At 58.5% G+C, this 17,621-nt stretch carries 15 protein-coding genes; 8 read left to right on the top strand and 7 right to left on the bottom strand.

What is annotated here, in order from left to right:
* Positions 1-186: 186 nt before the first annotated feature.
* The 4 genes from phoH to efeU form a co-directional block, all read right to left on the bottom strand.
* Entirely contained in the window at positions 187-975 is a 789-nt protein-coding gene (gene phoH, locus LRM19_RS03915; protein WP_024908976.1) for a phosphate starvation-inducible protein PhoH, read from the bottom strand.
* A gap of 500 nt (positions 976-1,475) precedes the next feature.
* Positions 1,476-2,759, bottom strand: a complete 1,284-nt coding sequence (gene efeB, locus LRM19_RS03910; protein ID WP_271367587.1) for an iron uptake transporter deferrochelatase/peroxidase subunit — start codon at positions 2,757-2,759, stop codon at positions 1,476-1,478.
* Between the two features lie 5 nt (positions 2,760-2,764).
* Positions 2,765-3,892, bottom strand: a complete 1,128-nt coding sequence (gene efeO, locus LRM19_RS03905) for an iron uptake system protein EfeO (RefSeq protein WP_271367585.1) — start codon at positions 3,890-3,892, stop codon at positions 2,765-2,767.
* Positions 3,893-3,933: 41 nt separating this feature from the next.
* Positions 3,934-4,767, bottom strand: coding sequence for an iron uptake transporter permease EfeU (efeU, locus tag LRM19_RS03900; RefSeq protein WP_271367584.1), 834 nt, complete (start codon positions 4,765-4,767; stop codon positions 3,934-3,936).
* Positions 4,768-5,018: 251 nt separating this feature from the next.
* Here efeU and LRM19_RS03895 point away from each other — a divergent pair, with 251 nt between their 5' ends.
* Positions 5,019-6,203 (top strand): NupC/NupG family nucleoside CNT transporter, encoded by a 1,185-nt coding sequence (locus LRM19_RS03895; RefSeq protein ID WP_271367583.1) that lies wholly within the window; start codon positions 5,019-5,021, stop codon positions 6,201-6,203.
* A gap of 70 nt (positions 6,204-6,273) precedes the next feature.
* Here the strand turns inward: LRM19_RS03895 and LRM19_RS03890 are convergent, their stop codons facing one another.
* Both LRM19_RS03890 and putP read right to left on the bottom strand, forming a co-directional pair.
* Complete coding sequence (locus LRM19_RS03890) at positions 6,274-6,693, bottom strand: DUF3574 domain-containing protein (RefSeq protein ID WP_032648964.1); 420 nt, start codon at positions 6,691-6,693, stop codon at positions 6,274-6,276.
* Between the two features lie 117 nt (positions 6,694-6,810).
* A complete protein-coding gene (gene putP / locus LRM19_RS03885; RefSeq protein ID WP_271367580.1) occupies positions 6,811-8,319 on the bottom strand; it encodes a sodium/proline symporter PutP in 1,509 nt (502 codons plus the stop codon).
* Positions 8,320-8,742: 423 nt separating this feature from the next.
* Between putP and putA the strand changes: the two genes are divergently transcribed.
* Both putA and LRM19_RS03875 read left to right on the top strand, forming a co-directional pair.
* Complete coding sequence (gene putA, locus LRM19_RS03880; RefSeq protein ID WP_271367579.1) at positions 8,743-12,705, top strand: trifunctional transcriptional regulator/proline dehydrogenase/L-glutamate gamma-semialdehyde dehydrogenase; 3,963 nt, start codon at positions 8,743-8,745, stop codon at positions 12,703-12,705.
* A gap of 51 nt (positions 12,706-12,756) precedes the next feature.
* Positions 12,757-13,152 (top strand): lysozyme inhibitor LprI family protein, encoded by a 396-nt coding sequence (locus LRM19_RS03875; RefSeq protein ID WP_115874700.1) that lies wholly within the window; start codon positions 12,757-12,759, stop codon positions 13,150-13,152.
* Here the strand turns inward: LRM19_RS03875 and rutR are convergent.
* Positions 13,149-13,787 carry an HTH-type transcriptional regulator RutR gene (gene rutR / locus LRM19_RS03870; protein ID WP_025912986.1) on the bottom strand — a complete coding sequence of 213 codons (639 nt, stop codon included), beginning with the start codon at positions 13,785-13,787 and terminating at the stop codon, positions 13,149-13,151. The genes LRM19_RS03875 and rutR overlap by 4 nt on opposite strands.
* A gap of 245 nt (positions 13,788-14,032) precedes the next feature.
* Here rutR and rutA point away from each other — a divergent pair, with 245 nt between their 5' ends.
* The 5 genes from rutA to LRM19_RS03845 are packed head-to-tail and all read left to right on the top strand — an operon-like array spanning position 14,033 to position 17,619.
* Positions 14,033-15,124, top strand: a complete 1,092-nt coding sequence (gene rutA / locus LRM19_RS03865; RefSeq protein WP_023617762.1) for a pyrimidine utilization protein A — start codon at positions 14,033-14,035, stop codon at positions 15,122-15,124.
* Entirely contained in the window at positions 15,124-15,813 is a 690-nt protein-coding gene (gene rutB, locus LRM19_RS03860; protein WP_271367578.1) for a pyrimidine utilization protein B, read from the top strand. The genes rutA and rutB overlap by 1 nt, the downstream gene beginning before the upstream one ends.
* Positions 15,814-15,824: 11 nt before the next feature.
* The gene (gene rutC, locus LRM19_RS03855; RefSeq protein WP_010429508.1) at positions 15,825-16,211 is read left to right on the top strand and encodes a pyrimidine utilization protein C; all 387 of its coding nucleotides are present in this window, start codon (positions 15,825-15,827) and stop codon (positions 16,209-16,211) included.
* A 7-nt stretch (positions 16,212-16,218) separates the two neighbouring features.
* Positions 16,219-17,019: a pyrimidine utilization protein D gene (rutD, locus tag LRM19_RS03850; RefSeq protein ID WP_271367576.1), complete on the top strand. Its 801-nt coding sequence runs from the start codon at positions 16,219-16,221 to the stop codon at positions 17,017-17,019.
* A 9-nt stretch (positions 17,020-17,028) separates the two neighbouring features.
* Positions 17,029-17,619: a malonic semialdehyde reductase gene (locus LRM19_RS03845; RefSeq protein ID WP_111964497.1), complete on the top strand. Its 591-nt coding sequence runs from the start codon at positions 17,029-17,031 to the stop codon at positions 17,617-17,619.
* Positions 17,620-17,621: the final 2 nt, after the last annotated feature.

Here is a 17,621-nt window from a genome sequence, read left to right as displayed (position 1 = left end):
TTGAGATGAGAGCTCGTACGAAAGTACGGGCTTTTTTCTTTTATATTCTCCGAAAAGGGGGATGAGAATCCCCGACCGGGGTTCGACAACTGGCGCAGCCAGTTGGACAGACCGTGAGCGCAGCGAACAGGCTGCCCGCACAAAAAACAAAGCCCGGTTTCCCGGGCCTTGAACGCAACAGCAAACTCAGTAATACGCTTGCAGCGTGCGCTGACAGAGCGCCGATCGCACGCAGTCCTCTTTGGTGAAGCGTACCACCCCAATCATCTCATCTTCCTCAAAACGTGACATGGCGTCGCTCAGCCCGGATTTTACACCGGACGGCAGGTCACACTGCGTAATATCGCCGTTAACGATAACCGTCACGTTCTCCCCGAGGCGCGTTAAAAACATCTTCATTTGCGCAGCGGTCACGTTCTGAGCCTCGTCAAGAATGACGACCGCATTTTCAAATGTACGTCCGCGCATATAGGCGAACGGCGCGATTTCCACCTTGCCAATCTCTGGTCGCAGGCAGTACTGCATAAAGGATGCGCCCAGTCGCTTCACCAGCACGTCATAGACGGGCCTGAAGTACGGGGCAAACTTCTCCGAAATATCACCGGGCAAGAAGCCGAGATCTTCATCAGCCTGCAGTACCGGACGGGTAACAATGATTCTTTCCACGTCCTTATGGATCAGCGCTTCCGCCGCTTTGGCTGCACTGATCCATGTTTTCCCGCATCCGGCTTCACCGGTTGCAAAGATGAGCTGTTTACTCTCGATAGCATTCAGGTAGTGCGCCTGAGCCTCATTGCGCGCCACAATTGGAGAATTATCACGGCTGTCTCGGGCCATGCCAATTGCTTCTACGCCACTCATCTGCACAAGCGAGGTGACCGATTCTTCTTCACGCTGTTTATGGCTACGTGAATCCCGTCTCAGCACACGTTTTGCTTCGCGACGAGCTTTGATCACTGCTTTTTGTCTTCCCATGGATAGCACCTTGAGTTGTTGGTATTCATCACACGCGCCAGCGTCGGCACGATTATGCGCACGAACATCAGAGGGTTGGCTTCCTTGTAAGCCATTGCTTGCACTATCGGATGACGATACGGAACAGCTACGCGCACCGTTCTGCACGTCGGTCGAATCAGATTCTTGAGGGAGGGGGGAAAATTTAGTGGTGAGGAAATCGCTGCCGGAGTCTGAGCCTCCGCGCCGGGTGCTGCGGTTGTTATGTTTACCTTGTCCAGTACAGGACGCAACCATTCGCGATCTCCATAGTGATTCAGCATCACTGCCGGGAACTACCGCTGTCTTATCTTAAGTACATCAGGAGTTATCATAAATGCAACATTTATTTTACCTGAATGCAACTTTTAGGACTGTCCCTACAGTTGAAATCAGTCTCATATAGAAATATTACAGAAATATAACAGGAGGATAGTCATATGAAAAAATAATGTCCCTGCGAATCGTCGCAGGGACAATTATCAGGCTTCAATAAGACCCTGCGCGAGATACGCGTTGCTGTCGCGCACGCCCGGCAGGGCAAAGAAATAGCCGCCGCCGATGGGTTTAATGTACTCTTCCAGCGCCTCTCCGTTTAAGCGCTTCTGCACGGTGAGGAAGCCCTTTTCCAGATCGTGCTGGTAGCAGACGAACAGCAGCCCCATATCGAGCTGACCGGAGTTAGTTACGCCGAGCGAGTAGCTGTATCCCCGACGCATCATCAGGCTCGACTGCGTCTCTTTGGTGCGCGGATTGGCCAGACGAATGTGGCTGTCCAGCGCAATCACATCGCCATTCGGATCGCTGGCGTAGTCGGGCACGTCATGCTCGTTCTTCATGCCGAGCGGCGCGCCGCTTTGCTTATCGCGGCCGAAGATCGTCTGCTGCTCTTTGAGCGGCGTGCGGTCCCAGAACTCCACGTGGAACTGGATAATCCTCACCGCCTGGTAGCTGCCGCCCACCGCCCATGCCGGTTCGCCCTGATCGGCAGTGACCCACACCACCTCCTTCATGAGCGCACCATCGTGGCTGTCCGGGTTGGCCGTGCCGTCCTTGAAGCCCAGCAGGTTCACCGGGGTCTCTTTCCCCTTGCTGCGGGCGGCGTGGTCCGAGATAAACCCTTCCCGCTTCCAGCGCACGCTCAGCAGATCCGGCGTGTGCTTGATGATGTCGCGCAGGGCGTGGATCACCGTATCCTGGGTGTTGGCACAAATTTGCAGAAGCAGGTCGCCATGACACAGCGCAGCGTCCAACGAGTCATTCGGGAAACGCGTCATTTTCTGCAGCGCTTTCGGCTTCTGTTTTGCCAGCCCATAGCGTGTATCAAACAGCGATTCCCCCAGCGAAACGGTAATGGTCAGGTTGTCAGGGGCGATAAACGGCCCCAGAATGCCGGAGTCCATTGGCGGCAGACGCGGGTTCGGCGTATCGGGCGCCGGTCCACCGGCGGTGAGAAACGCAATGCGCTTCGTCAGCAGGCGGAACAGACGTTCCAGATCGGCTTTATCGCTGGCCAGCGAATCAAAGGCCACCAGCATCATGGACGCCTGCTGCGGCGTCAGGATGCCCGCCTGATGCTCGCCATAAAACGGCTGCGTCTCCATGCGGGCATTGGGTGACAGCGTGCCGGGCGCGCTTTGCGGTTTTGCCGCATGCGCTACCGGACACCCGCCAGCCAGAGCAAGCGCGCCCCCCAGCGCCCCTACCCCTTTTAACAACCGACGACGTGAAGGCTCAACCACGTCGTTCTCGCTATGCTTATTCATCGTGCTTAGTCCAGACCCAGTACGCCACGCAGCAGGGAGAGATCTTCCGCCAGGGCGGTAATCGGGCCTTTCAGCGCGTTACGGTCGGCGTCGGTCAGCTTGTCGTAGGTCTCAAACCCATCTTTGGTGCGGTACTTCGCCAGAATAGTGTCGACTTTTTTGAAGTTGGCATCCACCTTGCCCAGCAGCTCGCCGTTCTCTTTCTGCAGCTGAGGACGCAGCAGGTTAACGATTTTCTGCGCGCCGTCGACGTTGGCCTGGAAGTCCCACAGGTCGGTATGGCTGTAGCGATCTTCTTCGCCGCTGATTTTGCTCGCGGCTACTTCTTCAATCAGGCCGGCCGCGCCGCCCACCATTTTTGACGGCGGGAAGGCCAGCTCGCTGATGCGCTTTTGCAGCTCCAGCACGTCGCCGTTCAGCTGCTCAGCGTATTTCTCCATCCCTTTGGTGGAATTGTCGCCAAACAGGGCTTTCTCCAGACGGTGGAAACCGGTGAATTTCGGATCGGCGGCCTTTTGCTCGAAATCATCTTCGCGGGCGTCGATGCTGCCATCAAGGTCAGAGAACAGCTCGGCGATCGGCTCGATACGCTCGTAGTGCTGACGGGTTGGCGCATAGAAGGATTTCGCTTTTTCGATGTCACCGGCCTTCACCGCATCGGTAAAGGCTTTGGTTGCCATCGCCAGATCCGCCGTCTCTTTCGTGACATAGGCTTTATACGCCGTAATCGCATCGCCCAGGCTCAGTACCGCAGCGCCTTTTGCCGCATCGGCCGTCGCTTCGCCTTTGACGATAAGCTTACCTTTCGGGTTAGTCAGCAGGCCGCAGGTCATTTCATACTCGCCCGGCTGCAGGTTGGCGGTCATCTTCTGGCTGAAGCCAGGAGCGATATTTTCACGCTCTTCCACCACCAGAACGCCTTTAAGGATCTCCCATTCCAGCGCCTTCTGGCTGTGGTTCTGAATAATAAACTGGGTTTTGCCGCTATTCACCGTGAGGGTCATCGGCTCACACTGCTTATCATTAACGGTGACTTTAACCTGAGGAACATCCGCGCCCCAGGCGGAGAATGCAGAAGCGAACAGCGCGGCAATGCCTGCGCATAACGCACTACGACGGAACTGAATTGCCATGACTCTTCCCTTTAAAAAGTATGTTGTAACTAAATCAACTATTATGGCGTAACGCGAGACGCCTGCGTGCTGGTACGCGGCGGCATTGCGAACAGCACCAGCGCCGGAACCAGATAGATAAAGTAAATCGCCACTTCGCTGACGCTCGGCGTTTCCTGATAGCCGAAGATACCTTCGAGCAGAGTGCCGGTCAGAGAGTGCGTGGAGAGCACGTTGCTAAGGTCGAACGCGACGTCCTGGAAGTGGTTCCACAGGCCCGCTTCATGGAAGGCGCGAATCGCCCCTGCCGCCAGCCCTGCCGCCACCAGAAGAATAAACAGGCTGGTCCACTTGAAGAAAGCGCCCAGGTTCAGGCGGATACCGCCCCAGTACAGCAGGAAACCAAGCACCACGGCCGTGGCGAGACCCAGCATGGCCCCGAGCGGCGGCCAGATCCCCACATCCTGCTGAAACGCCGCCAGCAGGAAGAAAACAGACTCCAGCCCTTCGCGCGCGACGGCGAAAAAGACCATCATAATGAGCGCCCAGCCGTGGTTATTCCCCTTTTGCAGCGCGTTATCCACCGCCTGCTCCAGCTGCACCTTCACGTTACGGGAGACCTTACGCATCCAGAACACCATCCAGGTGAGGATCACCACCGCAATCACGGCGACGATACCTTCAAACAGCTCCTGCTCTTTCTGCGGGAACTCGCCGGTGGTTTCGTTGATGAGGACACCTAAGCCCAGGCAGAGCGCCGCGGCAAGGAATACCCCGACCCACATGACGCCAATCCAGCGTCCGCGCTGGGTTCGCTTCAGATAACTGGCGATGAGGCTCACGATAAGGGCGGCTTCGAGCCCTTCACGTAACATAATGAGAAATGGAACAAACATGCCGACACCTTAAATGTTTATCGCGGTCAACTGATGCAAAGAAAGGTAAATTCTTGTGATAGTGATTATCATTACGGCGAAAAGAAAAACAAGCGAAATGTGCGGTGTTTTGATAACGAGTTGTAAACGCCCAGCCTGATAATAGTTACATACGGTATCGTTAAGTTTATAAGTTATAACGAAAATGCCCATTTACGCTGATTCAGGGCTGTGGCTAAATATCCGCCTCAAACACCTGGTGAAAATAAATTATGTTTAAAATTGTCCATTTCCTGCTGGCGCTGGTTATTATTCTCGCGCTTGCCTGGCTGGTAAGTTTCGACCGCCGAAAAATTCGCATTCGTTTTGTTTTACAGCTGATTGTCATTGAAATTGCCCTGGCGTTCTTTTTCCTGCACGCCGAAAGCGGGTTATTCCTGATTAAATACGTCTCGGGATTTTTTGAGTCACTGCTCAAATTTGCCGGCGAAGGCACCAATTTCGTCTTTGGCGGTATGGGTGAAAAAGGGCTGGCGTTCATTTTCCTCGGCGTGCTTTGCCCAATTATTTTTATTTCCGCGCTGATTGGTATTCTTCAGCACTGGCGGATCCTGCCGATTTTTATTCGGGTGATCGGTACGCTGCTGTCGAAACTGAACGGCATGGGTAAGCTGGAATCCTTTAACGCGGTTAGCTCGATGATTCTCGGCCAGTCGGAAAACTTCATTGCCTACAAAGGCGTGCTGGGGGATCTCTCTTCCCGTCGTCTCTTCACCATGGCAGCCACGGCGATGTCGACGGTCTCCCTGTCGATTGTCGGCGCGTATATGACCATGCTCGACGCCAAATTTGTCGTCGCCGCGCTGATTCTGAACATGTTTAGCACCTTTATTATTCTTTCGGTCATCAACCCGGCACGCCCGGAAGCGGAGCCGGATATCAAGCTGGAAAAACTGCATGAATCGCAGAGCTTCTTCGAAATGCTCGGCGAGTATATTCTGGCCGGTTTTAAAGTGGCGATGATTATTCTGGCCATGCTGATTGGCTTTATCGCGCTTATTAGCGCCGTTAATGCCCTCTTCTCCAGCGTATTTGGCATGAGTTTCCAGCAGATCCTGGGCTATGTATTTTATCCCCTGGCGTGGCTGGTGGGTATTCCGCTGGGTGACGCCCTGAACGCGGGCAGTATTATGGCGACCAAGCTGGTGGCGAATGAATTTGTGGCGATGATTGAGCTGCAAAAAATCGCTCATCAAATGTCCCCGCGCGGGCTGGGGATTTTATCCGTCTTCCTGGTGTCGTTCGCGAACTTCGCATCCATCGGCATTGTGGCCGGAGCGATTAAGGGTCTTAACGAGCAGCAGGGGAACGTGGTGTCGCGTTTCGGTCTGCGTCTGGTGTATGGAGCAACGCTGGTAAGTTTGCTATCGGCGAGCTTTGCGGGGTTGGTGCTCTGATGCAATGCCGGGTGGCGCGCAGCGATCACGGCCTACAAAACAACAACGGCGGGAATTCCCGCCGTTTTCATTAAAACTGCACGCACACCGGCTGGTCGACACGCATCACCGACTCCTGCGCGAAGCGTGACTTATAAATCCCGCGCAACGCTTCGATGTTCTTCTCGCTCTGCGCATCTTTTCCATGGATCAGCATCAGCGCCTTGCTCGGTTCGCGCGCCACTTTCCCGTCGTTCCCCAGCCACTGCCCGCGCGCGTCAAACACCGTTAAGCCATCGCGAAAGCGTGGCGTCACGTCCTGGTCAACAAACTGCTGCCACTCGTTGCTGGTAATCTGCGCCCCGGCAGGACGGTTTAAGCCGAAATAGAGCGTGGTTTGCTGCATCTGGTTATCCGCTTTGCAGGTCTCCACCGCAGCATGCTGCGATGGCGCGTTGCAGCCCGCCAGCATCAATAATGCCGCCGCCATTAACCCTGTTTTGATTGTCATGCTTCGCTATCCTCATTGTTATAAGCACATGGATATCACAGGAAATTACGGATTTTGGCAAGAAAAAAGCCGGGTGGCGCTTGCGCTCACCCGGCCTGTATTGTGCAGCGAGAAAAATTATTCTGCCTGAAGCTTAGACGGCGGCGCAGTGTGGTAATGCGCGTCGGCTTCCGCAAAGCGTTTCTGCATGGAGGCAGACGGCGCTTTACCCAGCAGGCTGAACACCACGATGCCGATGCTGCCGAAGATGAAGCCAGGAATGATTTCATACAGGCCCAGCCAGGCGAACTGTTTCCAGACGATAACGGTCACCGCACCGATAATCATCCCCGCCAGCGCGCCGTTACGGGTCATACGGGACCACATGACGGAGAACAGGACGACCGGACCAAATGCCGCACCAAAGCCCGCCCACGCGTAGCTTACGAGACCCAGCACGCGGTTTTCCGGGTTGGCCGCCAGCGCGATGGCAATCAGCGCCACCACCAGCACCATAAAGCGCCCTACCCACACCAGCTCTTTCTGGCTTGCGTTTTTACGCAGGAAGGCTTTGTAGAGGTCTTCGGTGATCGCACTGGAGCAAACCAGCAGCTGGCAGCTCAGGGTGGACATCACCGCCGCCAGGATCGCGGAGAGCAGAATACCGGCAATCCACGGGTTAAACAGAATCTGCGCCAGCTCGATAAACACGCGTTCGGCGTTCTGGTTCACCGCACCCGCCTGCGCCGGGTTGTTGCTGAAGTAGGCGATACCGAAGAAGCCAACAGCGCACGCACCCGCCAGACACAGGATCATCCACGTCATACTGATGCGACGGGCATGTACGATGGTGTGGTGAGAATCCGCCGCCATAAAGCGCGCCAGGATGTGCGGCTGACCGAAGTAGCCCAGACCCCAGCCCATCAGAGAGACGATGGCCACGAAGTTCAGCCCTTTCAGCATGTCGACGTTTTCGATGCTCTTCTGCTTGATCACTTCCAGCGAATCGCCAAAGCCGCCAACGGTGAAAATCACAATCACCGGGGTCAGGATCAGGGCGAAGATCATCAGGCTCGCCTGCACGGTGTCGGTCCAGCTTACGGCCAGGAAACCGCCCACGAAGGTATAGAGGATGGTTGCCGCCGCACCGGCCCACAGGGCAGTTTCGTAGCTCATGCCGAAGGTGCTTTCGAACAGGCGCGCACCGGCCACGATGCCGGAGGCACAGTAGATGGTGAAGAATACCAGGATCACCACCGCCGAGATAATACGCAGCACGCGGCTGTTATCTTCAAAGCGTCCGGTGAAGTAATCCGGCAGCGTCAGGGCGTTGTTATTGGCTTCGGTATGCACGCGCAGACGGCCTGCCACCAGCTTCCAGTTGATCCACGCGCCGACGGTCAAACCGATGGCGATCCAGCTTTCAGAGATACCGGAGATGAAAATCGCGCCCGGCAGACCCATCAGCAGCCAGCCGCTCATGTCGGAAGCGCCCGCAGAAAGCGCGGTCACCATCGGGCCTAAACTGCGTCCGCCCAGAATGTAGTCGTCAAAGTTTTTCGTTGAACGCCACGCCAAAAACCCTATCAGGATCATGCCAAATATATAAACGAGAAATGTCACCAGCATCGGTGTGCTAATAGCCATTCAAATTCTCCAAAAGTGTCGAGCGACAACCGTCCGGGTTGCCTTGTTATATGATCACCGGAACGTGGTGACGGTATCTTGTGTTTCGGTGAGGCGCGCTATCCTGCCGTATGCGCCCTCCGCTGACAAACGATTTAACACTGCATTTACATCAATTTCATCCCCGGTTTGATACGAGTTTCCTATAGGTTGCACTCGCTCACGCTTTTACGGGTTGCACCTTTGAAAAGTGTTAACTTCCGCATAAAACCAGGCTTTCCGCGACAAAGCCAGCACGTTTTTCCAGCTAACCATTCGTTAACAATCCATTCATTTTCTGGGTTGCAAACCAGGTCACATTTAACACGGTTGCACAAAGTTGCAACATGGGGGATATTTCACGCTATCTACAGAACGCTATTACAGAACAACAGGAGCTTTGGCATGGGTATGACCACCATGGGGGTTAAGCTGGATGACGCGACCCGCGAACGGATTAAGACCGCAGCAACCCGCATTGACCGCACGCCGCACTGGTTAATTAAGCAGGCGATTTTTAACTATCTCGAAAGACTCGAGAGCGATGAGGGCCTGCCGGAGCTGCCTGCCCTGCTCGCCGGTGCCGCCAATGAAAGCGAAGAGGCGCCGGCCGCTGGCGACGAAAGCCATCAGCCGTTCCTTGAATTTGCCGAGCAGATCCTGCCGCAGTCCGTCAGCCGCGCCGCCATTACCGGCGCCTACCGCCGCGCCGAAACCGACGCCGTGCCGATGCTGCTTGAGCAGGCTCGCCTGCCTGACGCCATTGCCGCACAGGCGCACAGCCTGGCGTATCAGTTAGCCGACAAGCTGCGCAACCAGAAAACCGCCACCGGCCGCGCCGGAATGGTTCAGGGTTTGCTGCAGGAGTTCTCCCTCTCCTCTCAGGAAGGCGTGGCGCTGATGTGCCTGGCGGAAGCGCTGCTGCGTATTCCGGATAAAGCCACCCGCGACGCGCTGATCCGCGACAAGATCAGCAACGGCAACTGGCATTCGCACATTGGCCGCAGCCCGTCGCTGTTCGTTAACGCGGCAACCTGGGGCCTGCTGTTTACTGGCAAACTGGTTTCGACCCATAACGAAGCCAACCTGTCACGCTCCCTGAACCGCATCATCGGCAAGAGCGGCGAGCCGCTGATCCGCAAAGGCGTGGACATGGCGATGCGTCTGATGGGCGAACAGTTTGTGACCGGGGAAACTATTGCCGAAGCGCTGGCGAACGCCCGCAAGCTGGAAGACAAAGGTTTCCGCTATTCGTACGACATGCTCGGTGAAGCGGCCCTGACCGCCGCCGACGCGCAGGCCTACATGGTCTCTTACCAGCAGGCGATCCACGCCATTGGTAAAGCGTCCAACGGTCGCGGTATTTATGAAGGCCCGGGCATCTCGATAAAGCTCTCCGCCCTGCACCCGCGCTACAGCCGCGCGCAGTATGACCGGGTGATGGAAGAGCTCTACCCGCGCCTGAAATCCCTGACCCTGCTGGCGCGCCAGTATGACATCGGCATCAACATCGACGCCGAAGAGGCCGACCGTCTGGAGATCTCCCTCGATCTGCTGGAAAAACTGTGCTTCGAGCCGGAGCTGGCAGGCTGGAACGGCATCGGTTTCGTTATCCAGGCCTACCAGAAGCGTTGTCCGTTCGTCATTGATTACCTGATTGACCTGGCCAGCCGCAGCCGTCGTCGCCTGATGATCCGCCTGGTGAAAGGCGCCTACTGGGATAGCGAAATCAAACGCGCCCAGATGGAAGGGCTGGAAGGCTATCCGGTCTATACCCGTAAGGTTTACACCGACGTCTCTTACCTCGCCTGCGCGAAAAAGCTGCTCGGCGTGCCGAACCTGATCTATCCGCAGTTCGCTACCCACAACGCCCACACCCTGGCGGCGATCTACAGTCTGGCCGGGCAAAACTACTATCCGGGCCAGTATGAGTTCCAGTGCCTGCACGGCATGGGTGAACCGCTTTACGAGCAGGTGACCGGTAAAGTGGCGGACGGCAAGCTGAACCGCCCGTGCCGTATCTATGCCCCGGTGGGCACCCACGAAACCCTGCTGGCCTACCTGGTTCGTCGTCTGCTGGAAAACGGCGCGAACACCTCCTTCGTTAACCGTATCGCCGACACCACGCTGCCGCTGGACGAACTGGTGGCCGACCCGGTACAGGCCGTTGAGAAGATGGCCGCGCAGGAAGGCCAGATTGGTCTGCCGCATCCAAAAATTGCCCTGCCGCGCGAGCTGTACGGCAAAGGCCGCGTCAACTCGGCGGGTCTGGATCTCGCCAACGAACACCGTCTGGCGTCCCTCTCCTCTGCCCTGCTCAACAGCGCGCTGCAGAAGTGGCAGGCCAAACCGATGCTGGAGCAGCCCGTTGATGACGGCGACATGCAGCCGGTCATCAACCCGGCAGAGCCAAAAGATATCGTCGGCTACGTGCGTGAAGCGACAGAAGCGGAAGTGGATCAGGCGCTGGACAGCGCGGTGAATAACGCCCCTATCTGGTTCGCCACGCCGCCGCAGGAGCGCGCCGCCATTCTGGAACGCGCGGCGGTGCTGATGGAAGATCAGATGCAGTCGCTCATCGGCATTCTGGTGCGCGAAGCGGGTAAAACCTTCAGCAACGCAATCGCAGAAGTACGCGAGGCCGTCGACTTCCTGCACTACTATGCCGGTCAGGTGCGCGATGATTTCGATAACGAAACCCACCGTCCGCTGGGTCCGGTCGTCTGTATCAGCCCGTGGAACTTCCCGCTGGCGATCTTCACCGGCCAGATTGCCGCCGCGCTGGCCGCAGGCAACAGCGTGCTGGCAAAACCGGCAGAGCAGACCCCGCTGATTGCCGCGCAGGGCATCAACATTCTTCTGGAGGCAGGCGTACCGGCGGGCGTGGTCCAGCTGCTGCCGGGCCGCGGTGAAACCGTGGGCGCCAAACTGACCTCCGATAACCGCGTGCGCGGCGTGATGTTTACTGGTTCGACCGAAGTGGCCTCGCTGCTGCAGCGCAATATTGCCACCCGTCTGGATGCGCAGGGTCGTCCTACGCCGCTCATCGCGGAAACCGGCGGCATGAACGCCATGATAGTCGACTCCTCTGCCCTCACCGAGCAGGTGGTGGTTGACGTGCTGGCCTCCGCCTTCGACAGCGCCGGTCAGCGCTGCTCCGCCCTGCGCGTGCTGTGCCTGCAGGATGACGTGGCAGACCACACGCTGAAGATGCTGCGTGGCGCGATGGCCGAATGCCGCATGGGCAACCCGGGCCGTCTCACCACCGACATCGGGCCGGTGATCGACGCGGAAGCCAAAGCCAATATTGAAAACCACATTCAGTCCATGCGCTCGAAAGGCCGTCCGGTGTTCCAGGCGGTGCGAGACAACAGCGAAGACGCCCGCGAGTGGCGTTCCGGCACCTTTGTGCCGCCTACGCTTATCGAGCTGACAAGCTTCGACGAGCTGAAAAAAGAGGTCTTCGGCCCGGTGCTGCACGTGGTGCGCTACAACCGTAACAACCTCAACGAGCTGGTTGAGCAGATCAACGCCTCCGGCTATGGCCTGACGCTCGGCGTGCATACCCGTATCGACGAGACCATTGCGCAGGTGACCGGCAGCGCCAAAGTGGGCAACCTGTACGTTAACCGCAACATGGTTGGCGCGGTCGTGGGCGTGCAGCCGTTCGGCGGTGAAGGCCTTTCCGGCACCGGTCCGAAAGCGGGCGGTCCGCTCTACCTGTACCGTCTGCTGGCGAACCGTCCGGAGAACGCGCTGGGCGTCACCCTGGCGCGTCAGGATGCGGAGTATCCGGTGGATGCGCAGCTGAAAACCGTGCTGACCCAGCCGCTGGAGGCGCTGATCGCCTGGGCGGAAAAAAGTCCTGAACTGCGTGCCGTGGCGCAGCAGTACGGCGAGCTGGCACAGGCCGGTACGCAGCGTCTGCTGCCGGGGCCGACCGGCGAGCGCAATACCTGGACGCTGATGCCGCGCGAACGCGTACTGTGCGTGGCGGATAACGAGCAGGACGCGCTGGTACAGCTGGCCGCCGCGATGGCCACCGGGTGTGAAGTGCTGTGGCCGGACGATGCGCTGCATCGGGACCTGGCCAAACAGCTGCCAAAAGCGGTCTCGGCCCGTATTCACTTCGCGAAAGCCGATGCGCTGCTGACCCAGCCGTTTGATGCGGTGATCTATCACGGTGATTCCGACCAGCTGCGCGAGCTGTGCGAGCAGGTTGCGGCCCGCAGCGGGGCGATTGTTTCGGTGCAGGGCTTTGCGCGCGGGGAAACCAACCTGCTGCTGGAGCGTCTGTACGTGGAGCGCTCGCTCAGCGTCAACACCGCGGCGGCGGGTGGTAACGCCAGTCTGATGACAATAGGTTAACGCTGTGCTAATAAGGCTCCGGAGACGGAGCCTTATTTTATTGGGGAATATATGAAACGATATCTTATCGCCAGTGCAGCGCTGCTGCTGAGCGCCAGCGCGCTGGCCGACGAGTGCGACAAAGCGACCACCCAGCTTGAACTGAATACCTGTAGCGCGCAGCAGTACCAGGCTGCCGATAAAAAGCTCAACCAGACGTACCAGGCGGCCGTTAAGCGTGCGGCAGCCCCTCAGCGAGATCTGCTGAAAAAAGCGCAGCAGGCATGGATTACCCTGCGCGATGCGGACTGCGCGTTTATCGGTTCGGGTACGGAAGGCGGGAGCGTTCAGCCAATGATTGTTAACCAGTGCCTGGCTGAAAAAACCGTGGAGCGCGAAGCGTTTCTGGCCTCGCTGATGCAGTGTGAAGAGGGCGACTTAAGCTGCCCTCTCCCGCCGGCAAACTAACGTAGGCGGATCCCTTCAATAATCATCCGCTGCACGTTTTCCAGGGTGCTGTGGAAAAACGCTTCGTCCTGGAGCGTTTTTCCGGTCACCGCCTCGACCTGGGCCGCAAAGTCAGCGTAATGCTGGGTGGAGGCCCAAATCATAAAGATCAGATGATGCGGATCGACCGGGGCCAGTTTTCCGCTGGCAACCCATCCGGCAATAATGGCCGACTTGTCGTCCACCAGCTGTTTTAAATCTCCGGTCAGCTCTGCCTGCAACAGCGGCGCGCCCTGCAGCATCTCAAGACAAAACAGCCGTGATGCCTGCGGGTAATCGCGCGACACCTCCAGCTTCAGGCGTATGTACTCCCTGATCGCCACCAGCGGGGCCAGCTCTTCGCGAAACGCTTTCAGCGGCGCCAGCCAGATATCGAGGATCTGCTGCATCACCGCGACATACAGCGCCTCTTTCGACGGGTAATAGTAGAGCAGATTGGTTTTGGATACCCCGGACTGCTCCGCCACCTGCTCCAGGCGCGTGCCGTGAATGCCAAACTGCGAAAAGGTCTCCAGCGCCGCGCTGAGGATCGCCTGCTTCTTGGCGCTCACCGCCTGCGAACGTTTACCTGGTGTTTTCACTGCGCCTTGTGTCATTCCCGCTCTCCTTATTCTGCGTTGCCCTCAGCATAGCAAAACCCCCGTCTCACCACGACATCCTGCACTCCGATCGCGCATGAATGCCTGTTTTCTGTGCAATGTTTTTGACCAGTTAGTCCACATTTAGCTGCATCAATCCATCAACTCTTGATTAACACATTAATAACAATGCCATTTTCAAAACTGGCACTGCCTTTGCAAAATCACCGTTACACCTGCGACGTAATGAAGAGAGGTTCGTGATGAAAATTGGCGTATTTGTACCCATCGGCAACAACGGCTGGCTTATCTCGACCACTGCACCGCAATACATGCCGACCTTTGAGCTCAATAAAGCCATCGTGCAGAAAGCGGAGCACTACCATTTCGACTTTGCGCTTTCGATGATCAAGCTGCGCGGCTTTGGCGGCAAAACCGAATTCTGGGATCACAACCTGGAGTCCTTCACCCTGATGGCCGGGCTGGCAGCAGTCACCTCGCGGATCCAGATCTACGCCACCGCCGCCACGCTTACCCTGCCCCCGGCCATCGTGGCGCGCATGGCCTCCACCATCGACTCCATCTCCGGCGGACGCTTTGGCGTCAACCTGGTTACCGGCTGGCAAAAACCCGAGTACGAGCAGATGGGGCTCTGGCCGGGTGACGATTACTTCTCGCGTCGCTACGACTACCTGACCGAATACGTACAGGTTCTGCGCGATCTGTGGGGTACCGGCAAAAGCGATTTTAAGGGTGACTTCTTCACCATGAACGACTGTCGCGTCAGCCCGCAGCCGTCGGTGCCGATGAAGGTGATTTGCGCCGGACAGAGCGACGCGGGGATGGAATTCTCCGCCAAATACGCCGACTTCAACTTCTGCTTCGGTAAAGGCGTTAACACGCCTGCCGCCTTCGCCCCGACCGCCGCTCGCATGAAAGAGGCCGCCGACAAAACCGGGCGCGACGTGGGCTCCTACGTGCTGTTCATGGTGATAGCAGACGAAACCGACGACGCCGCGCGCGCGAAATGGGAGCGCTATAAGGACGGCGCCGACGAGGAGGCCCTGAGCTGGCTTACCGAGCAGAGCCAGAAGGATACCCGCTCCGGCGCAGACACAAACGTGCGCCAGATGGCCGACCCGACCTCTGCCGTCAATATCAACATGGGCACGCTGGTCGGCTCGTACGCCAGCGTCGCCAGAATGCTTGACGAAGTGGCGGCCGTGCCCGGTGCGGAAGGCGTCCTCCTGACCTTCGATGATTTCCTCACCGGCGTGGAAACCTTCGGCGAGCGCATCCAGCCGCTGATGCAGTGCCGCGCCCACATCCCTGCCGTCACGAAGGAGGTGGCGTAATGACGACCCTTAACGCACGCCCGGAAGCCATTACCTTCGCGCCACAGCAGAGCGCGCTGATCGTGGTGGACATGCAAAACGCCTACGCCAGCCAGGGCGGCTATCTGGACCTGGCGGGCTTCGACGTCTCCGCTACGCAGCCGGTGATCGCGAACATTAAAACCGCCGTCGCCGCCGCGCGCGCCGCGGGCATGCTCATCATCTGGTTCCAGAACGGTTGGGATGACCAGTACGTCGAGGCCGGCGGCCCCGGCTCGCCCAACTTCCACAAGTCGAACGCCCTGAAAACCATGCGCAAACGGCCCGAACTGCAGGGCAAGCTGCTGGCGAAAGGCGGCTGGGATTATCAGCTGGTGGATGAGCTGGTCCCGCAGGCGGGTGATATCGTCCTGCCCAAACCGCGCTACAGCGGCTTTTTCAACACGCCGCTCGACAGCCTGCTACGCAGCCGGGGCATTCGCCACCTGGTCTTCACCGGCATTGCCACCAACGTCTGCGTGGAGTCGACCCTGCGCGACGGCTTTTTCCTCGAGTATTTTGGCGTGGTGCTGGAAGACGCGACCCATCAGGCCGGGCCGGAATTCGCCCAGAAGGCGGCCCTGTTCAATATCGAAACCTTTTTTGGCTGGGTCAGCAGCGTTGCGGATTTCTGCGACGCCCTGAATCCCCCGCTCGCCCGTATCGCCTGAGGAGACATCTGATGCCGAAATCCGTAATCATCCCGCCGGGCACCAGCACGCCCATCGCCCCGTTTGTCCCCGGCACCCTTGCCGACGGCGTGGTGTATGTCTCAGGCACGCTGCCGTTTGATAAAGACAACAACGTGGTGTTTATCAACGACCCAAAGGCGCAAACCCGCCACGTGCTGGAGACGATCAAAACCGTGATCGAAACGGCGGGTGGCACGATGGAGGACGTGACCTTCAACAGCATCTTTATCACCGACTGGAAAAATTACGCCGCGATTAACGAAATCTACGCGGAGTTCTTCCCCGGCGATAAGCCGGCCCGGTTCTGCATTCAGTGCGGCCTGGTGAAGCCGGAGGCGCTGGTTGAGATCGCCACCGTTGCGCACATCGCGAAGTGAGGCGGCCATGAAACTCTCCGTCTCACCGCCCCCGTACGAAGGTGCGCCCGTGGTGGTCCTTATTGCCGGTCTCGGCGGCAGCGGCAGCTACTGGCTGCCACAGCTGGCCGCGCTGGAGCCGGAGTATCAGGTGGTGTGCTATGACCAGCGCGGAACGGGCAATAACCCCGACGTCCTGCCGGAAGGGTACAGCCTTGCAGAGATGGCGGACGAACTGGACCAGGCGCTGGCTGAGGCCGGAATTGCACGCTACTGCGTCGTCGGCCACGCGCTGGGGGCGCTGGTCGGCCTGCAGCTGGCCCTCGACAGGCCCGACGCCCTCACCGCGCTGGTGTGCGTCAACGGCTGGCTGACCCTCAACGCCCACACCCGCCGCTGCTTTCAGATCCGCGAGCGCCTGCTGCATTACGGCGGCGCCCAGGCGTGGGTCGAGGCGCAGCCGCTGTTTCTCTACCCGGCAGACTGGATGGCCGCTCGCGCGCCCCGCCTGGAGGCCGAAGAAGCGCTGGCGCTGGCCCACTTTCAGGGAAAAGCCAACCTGCTGCACCGGCTCAGCGCCCTGAAAAAGGCTGACTTCAGCCGCCATGCGGCGCGCATTCGCTGCCCGGTACAGATCATCTGTTCCGCCGACGACATGCTGGTGCCCTCTGTTTGCTCGTCTGAGCTGCAGGCAGCGATCCCGCACGGCCACAGCGCGGTTATGCGCCAGGGCGGGCATGCCTGCAACGTCACCGAGCCGGACGCCTTTAACACCCTGCTGCTGAACGGGCTGGCCAGCCTGCTGCACAGCCCTGAACCCGCTTTATAAGGAGCTTTAATGAGCGAAGCCATTACCCCCGCCGCGCTGGAAACGCTGTTCACCGGCGCCCGCACCCATAACGGCTGGCAGGATATTGCCGTCAGCGACGAGACGCTGCGCGAAATCTACGACCTGATGAAATGGGGGCCAACCTCCGCCAACTGCTCCCCGGCGCGGATTGTGTTTGTGCGAAGCGCTGAGGGAAAAGAGAAGCTGCGTCCGGCGCTCTCCAGCGGCAACCTGGAGAAAACGCTTACCGCCCCGGTCACGGCGATTGTCGCCTGGGACGGTGAATTCTACGAGCGCCTGCCTGAACTGTTCCCGCACGGCGATGCCCGAAGCTGGTTTACCGCAAGCCCCGCGCTGGCGGAAGAGACCGCCTTTCGCAACAGCTCGCTGCAGGCCGCCTACATGATTTTCGCCTGTCGCGCGCTGGGGCTGGATACCGGCCCGATGTCGGGCTTTGACCGCCAAAAGGTCGACGAGGCTTTTTTCACCGGCACGACGCTTAAAAGCAACCTGCTGATCAACATTGGCTACGGCGACCCGGGCAAACTTTACGGCCGCCTGCCGCGCCTGACCTTCGACGATGCCTGCGGGCTGGCGTAAGG

Source organism: Enterobacter sp. PI-10, from assembly GCF_027947695.1.
GTDB lineage: Bacteria > Pseudomonadota > Gammaproteobacteria > Enterobacterales > Enterobacteriaceae > Enterobacter > Enterobacter vonholyi.
This window is presented reverse-complemented; position numbering and strand designations above follow the sequence as displayed.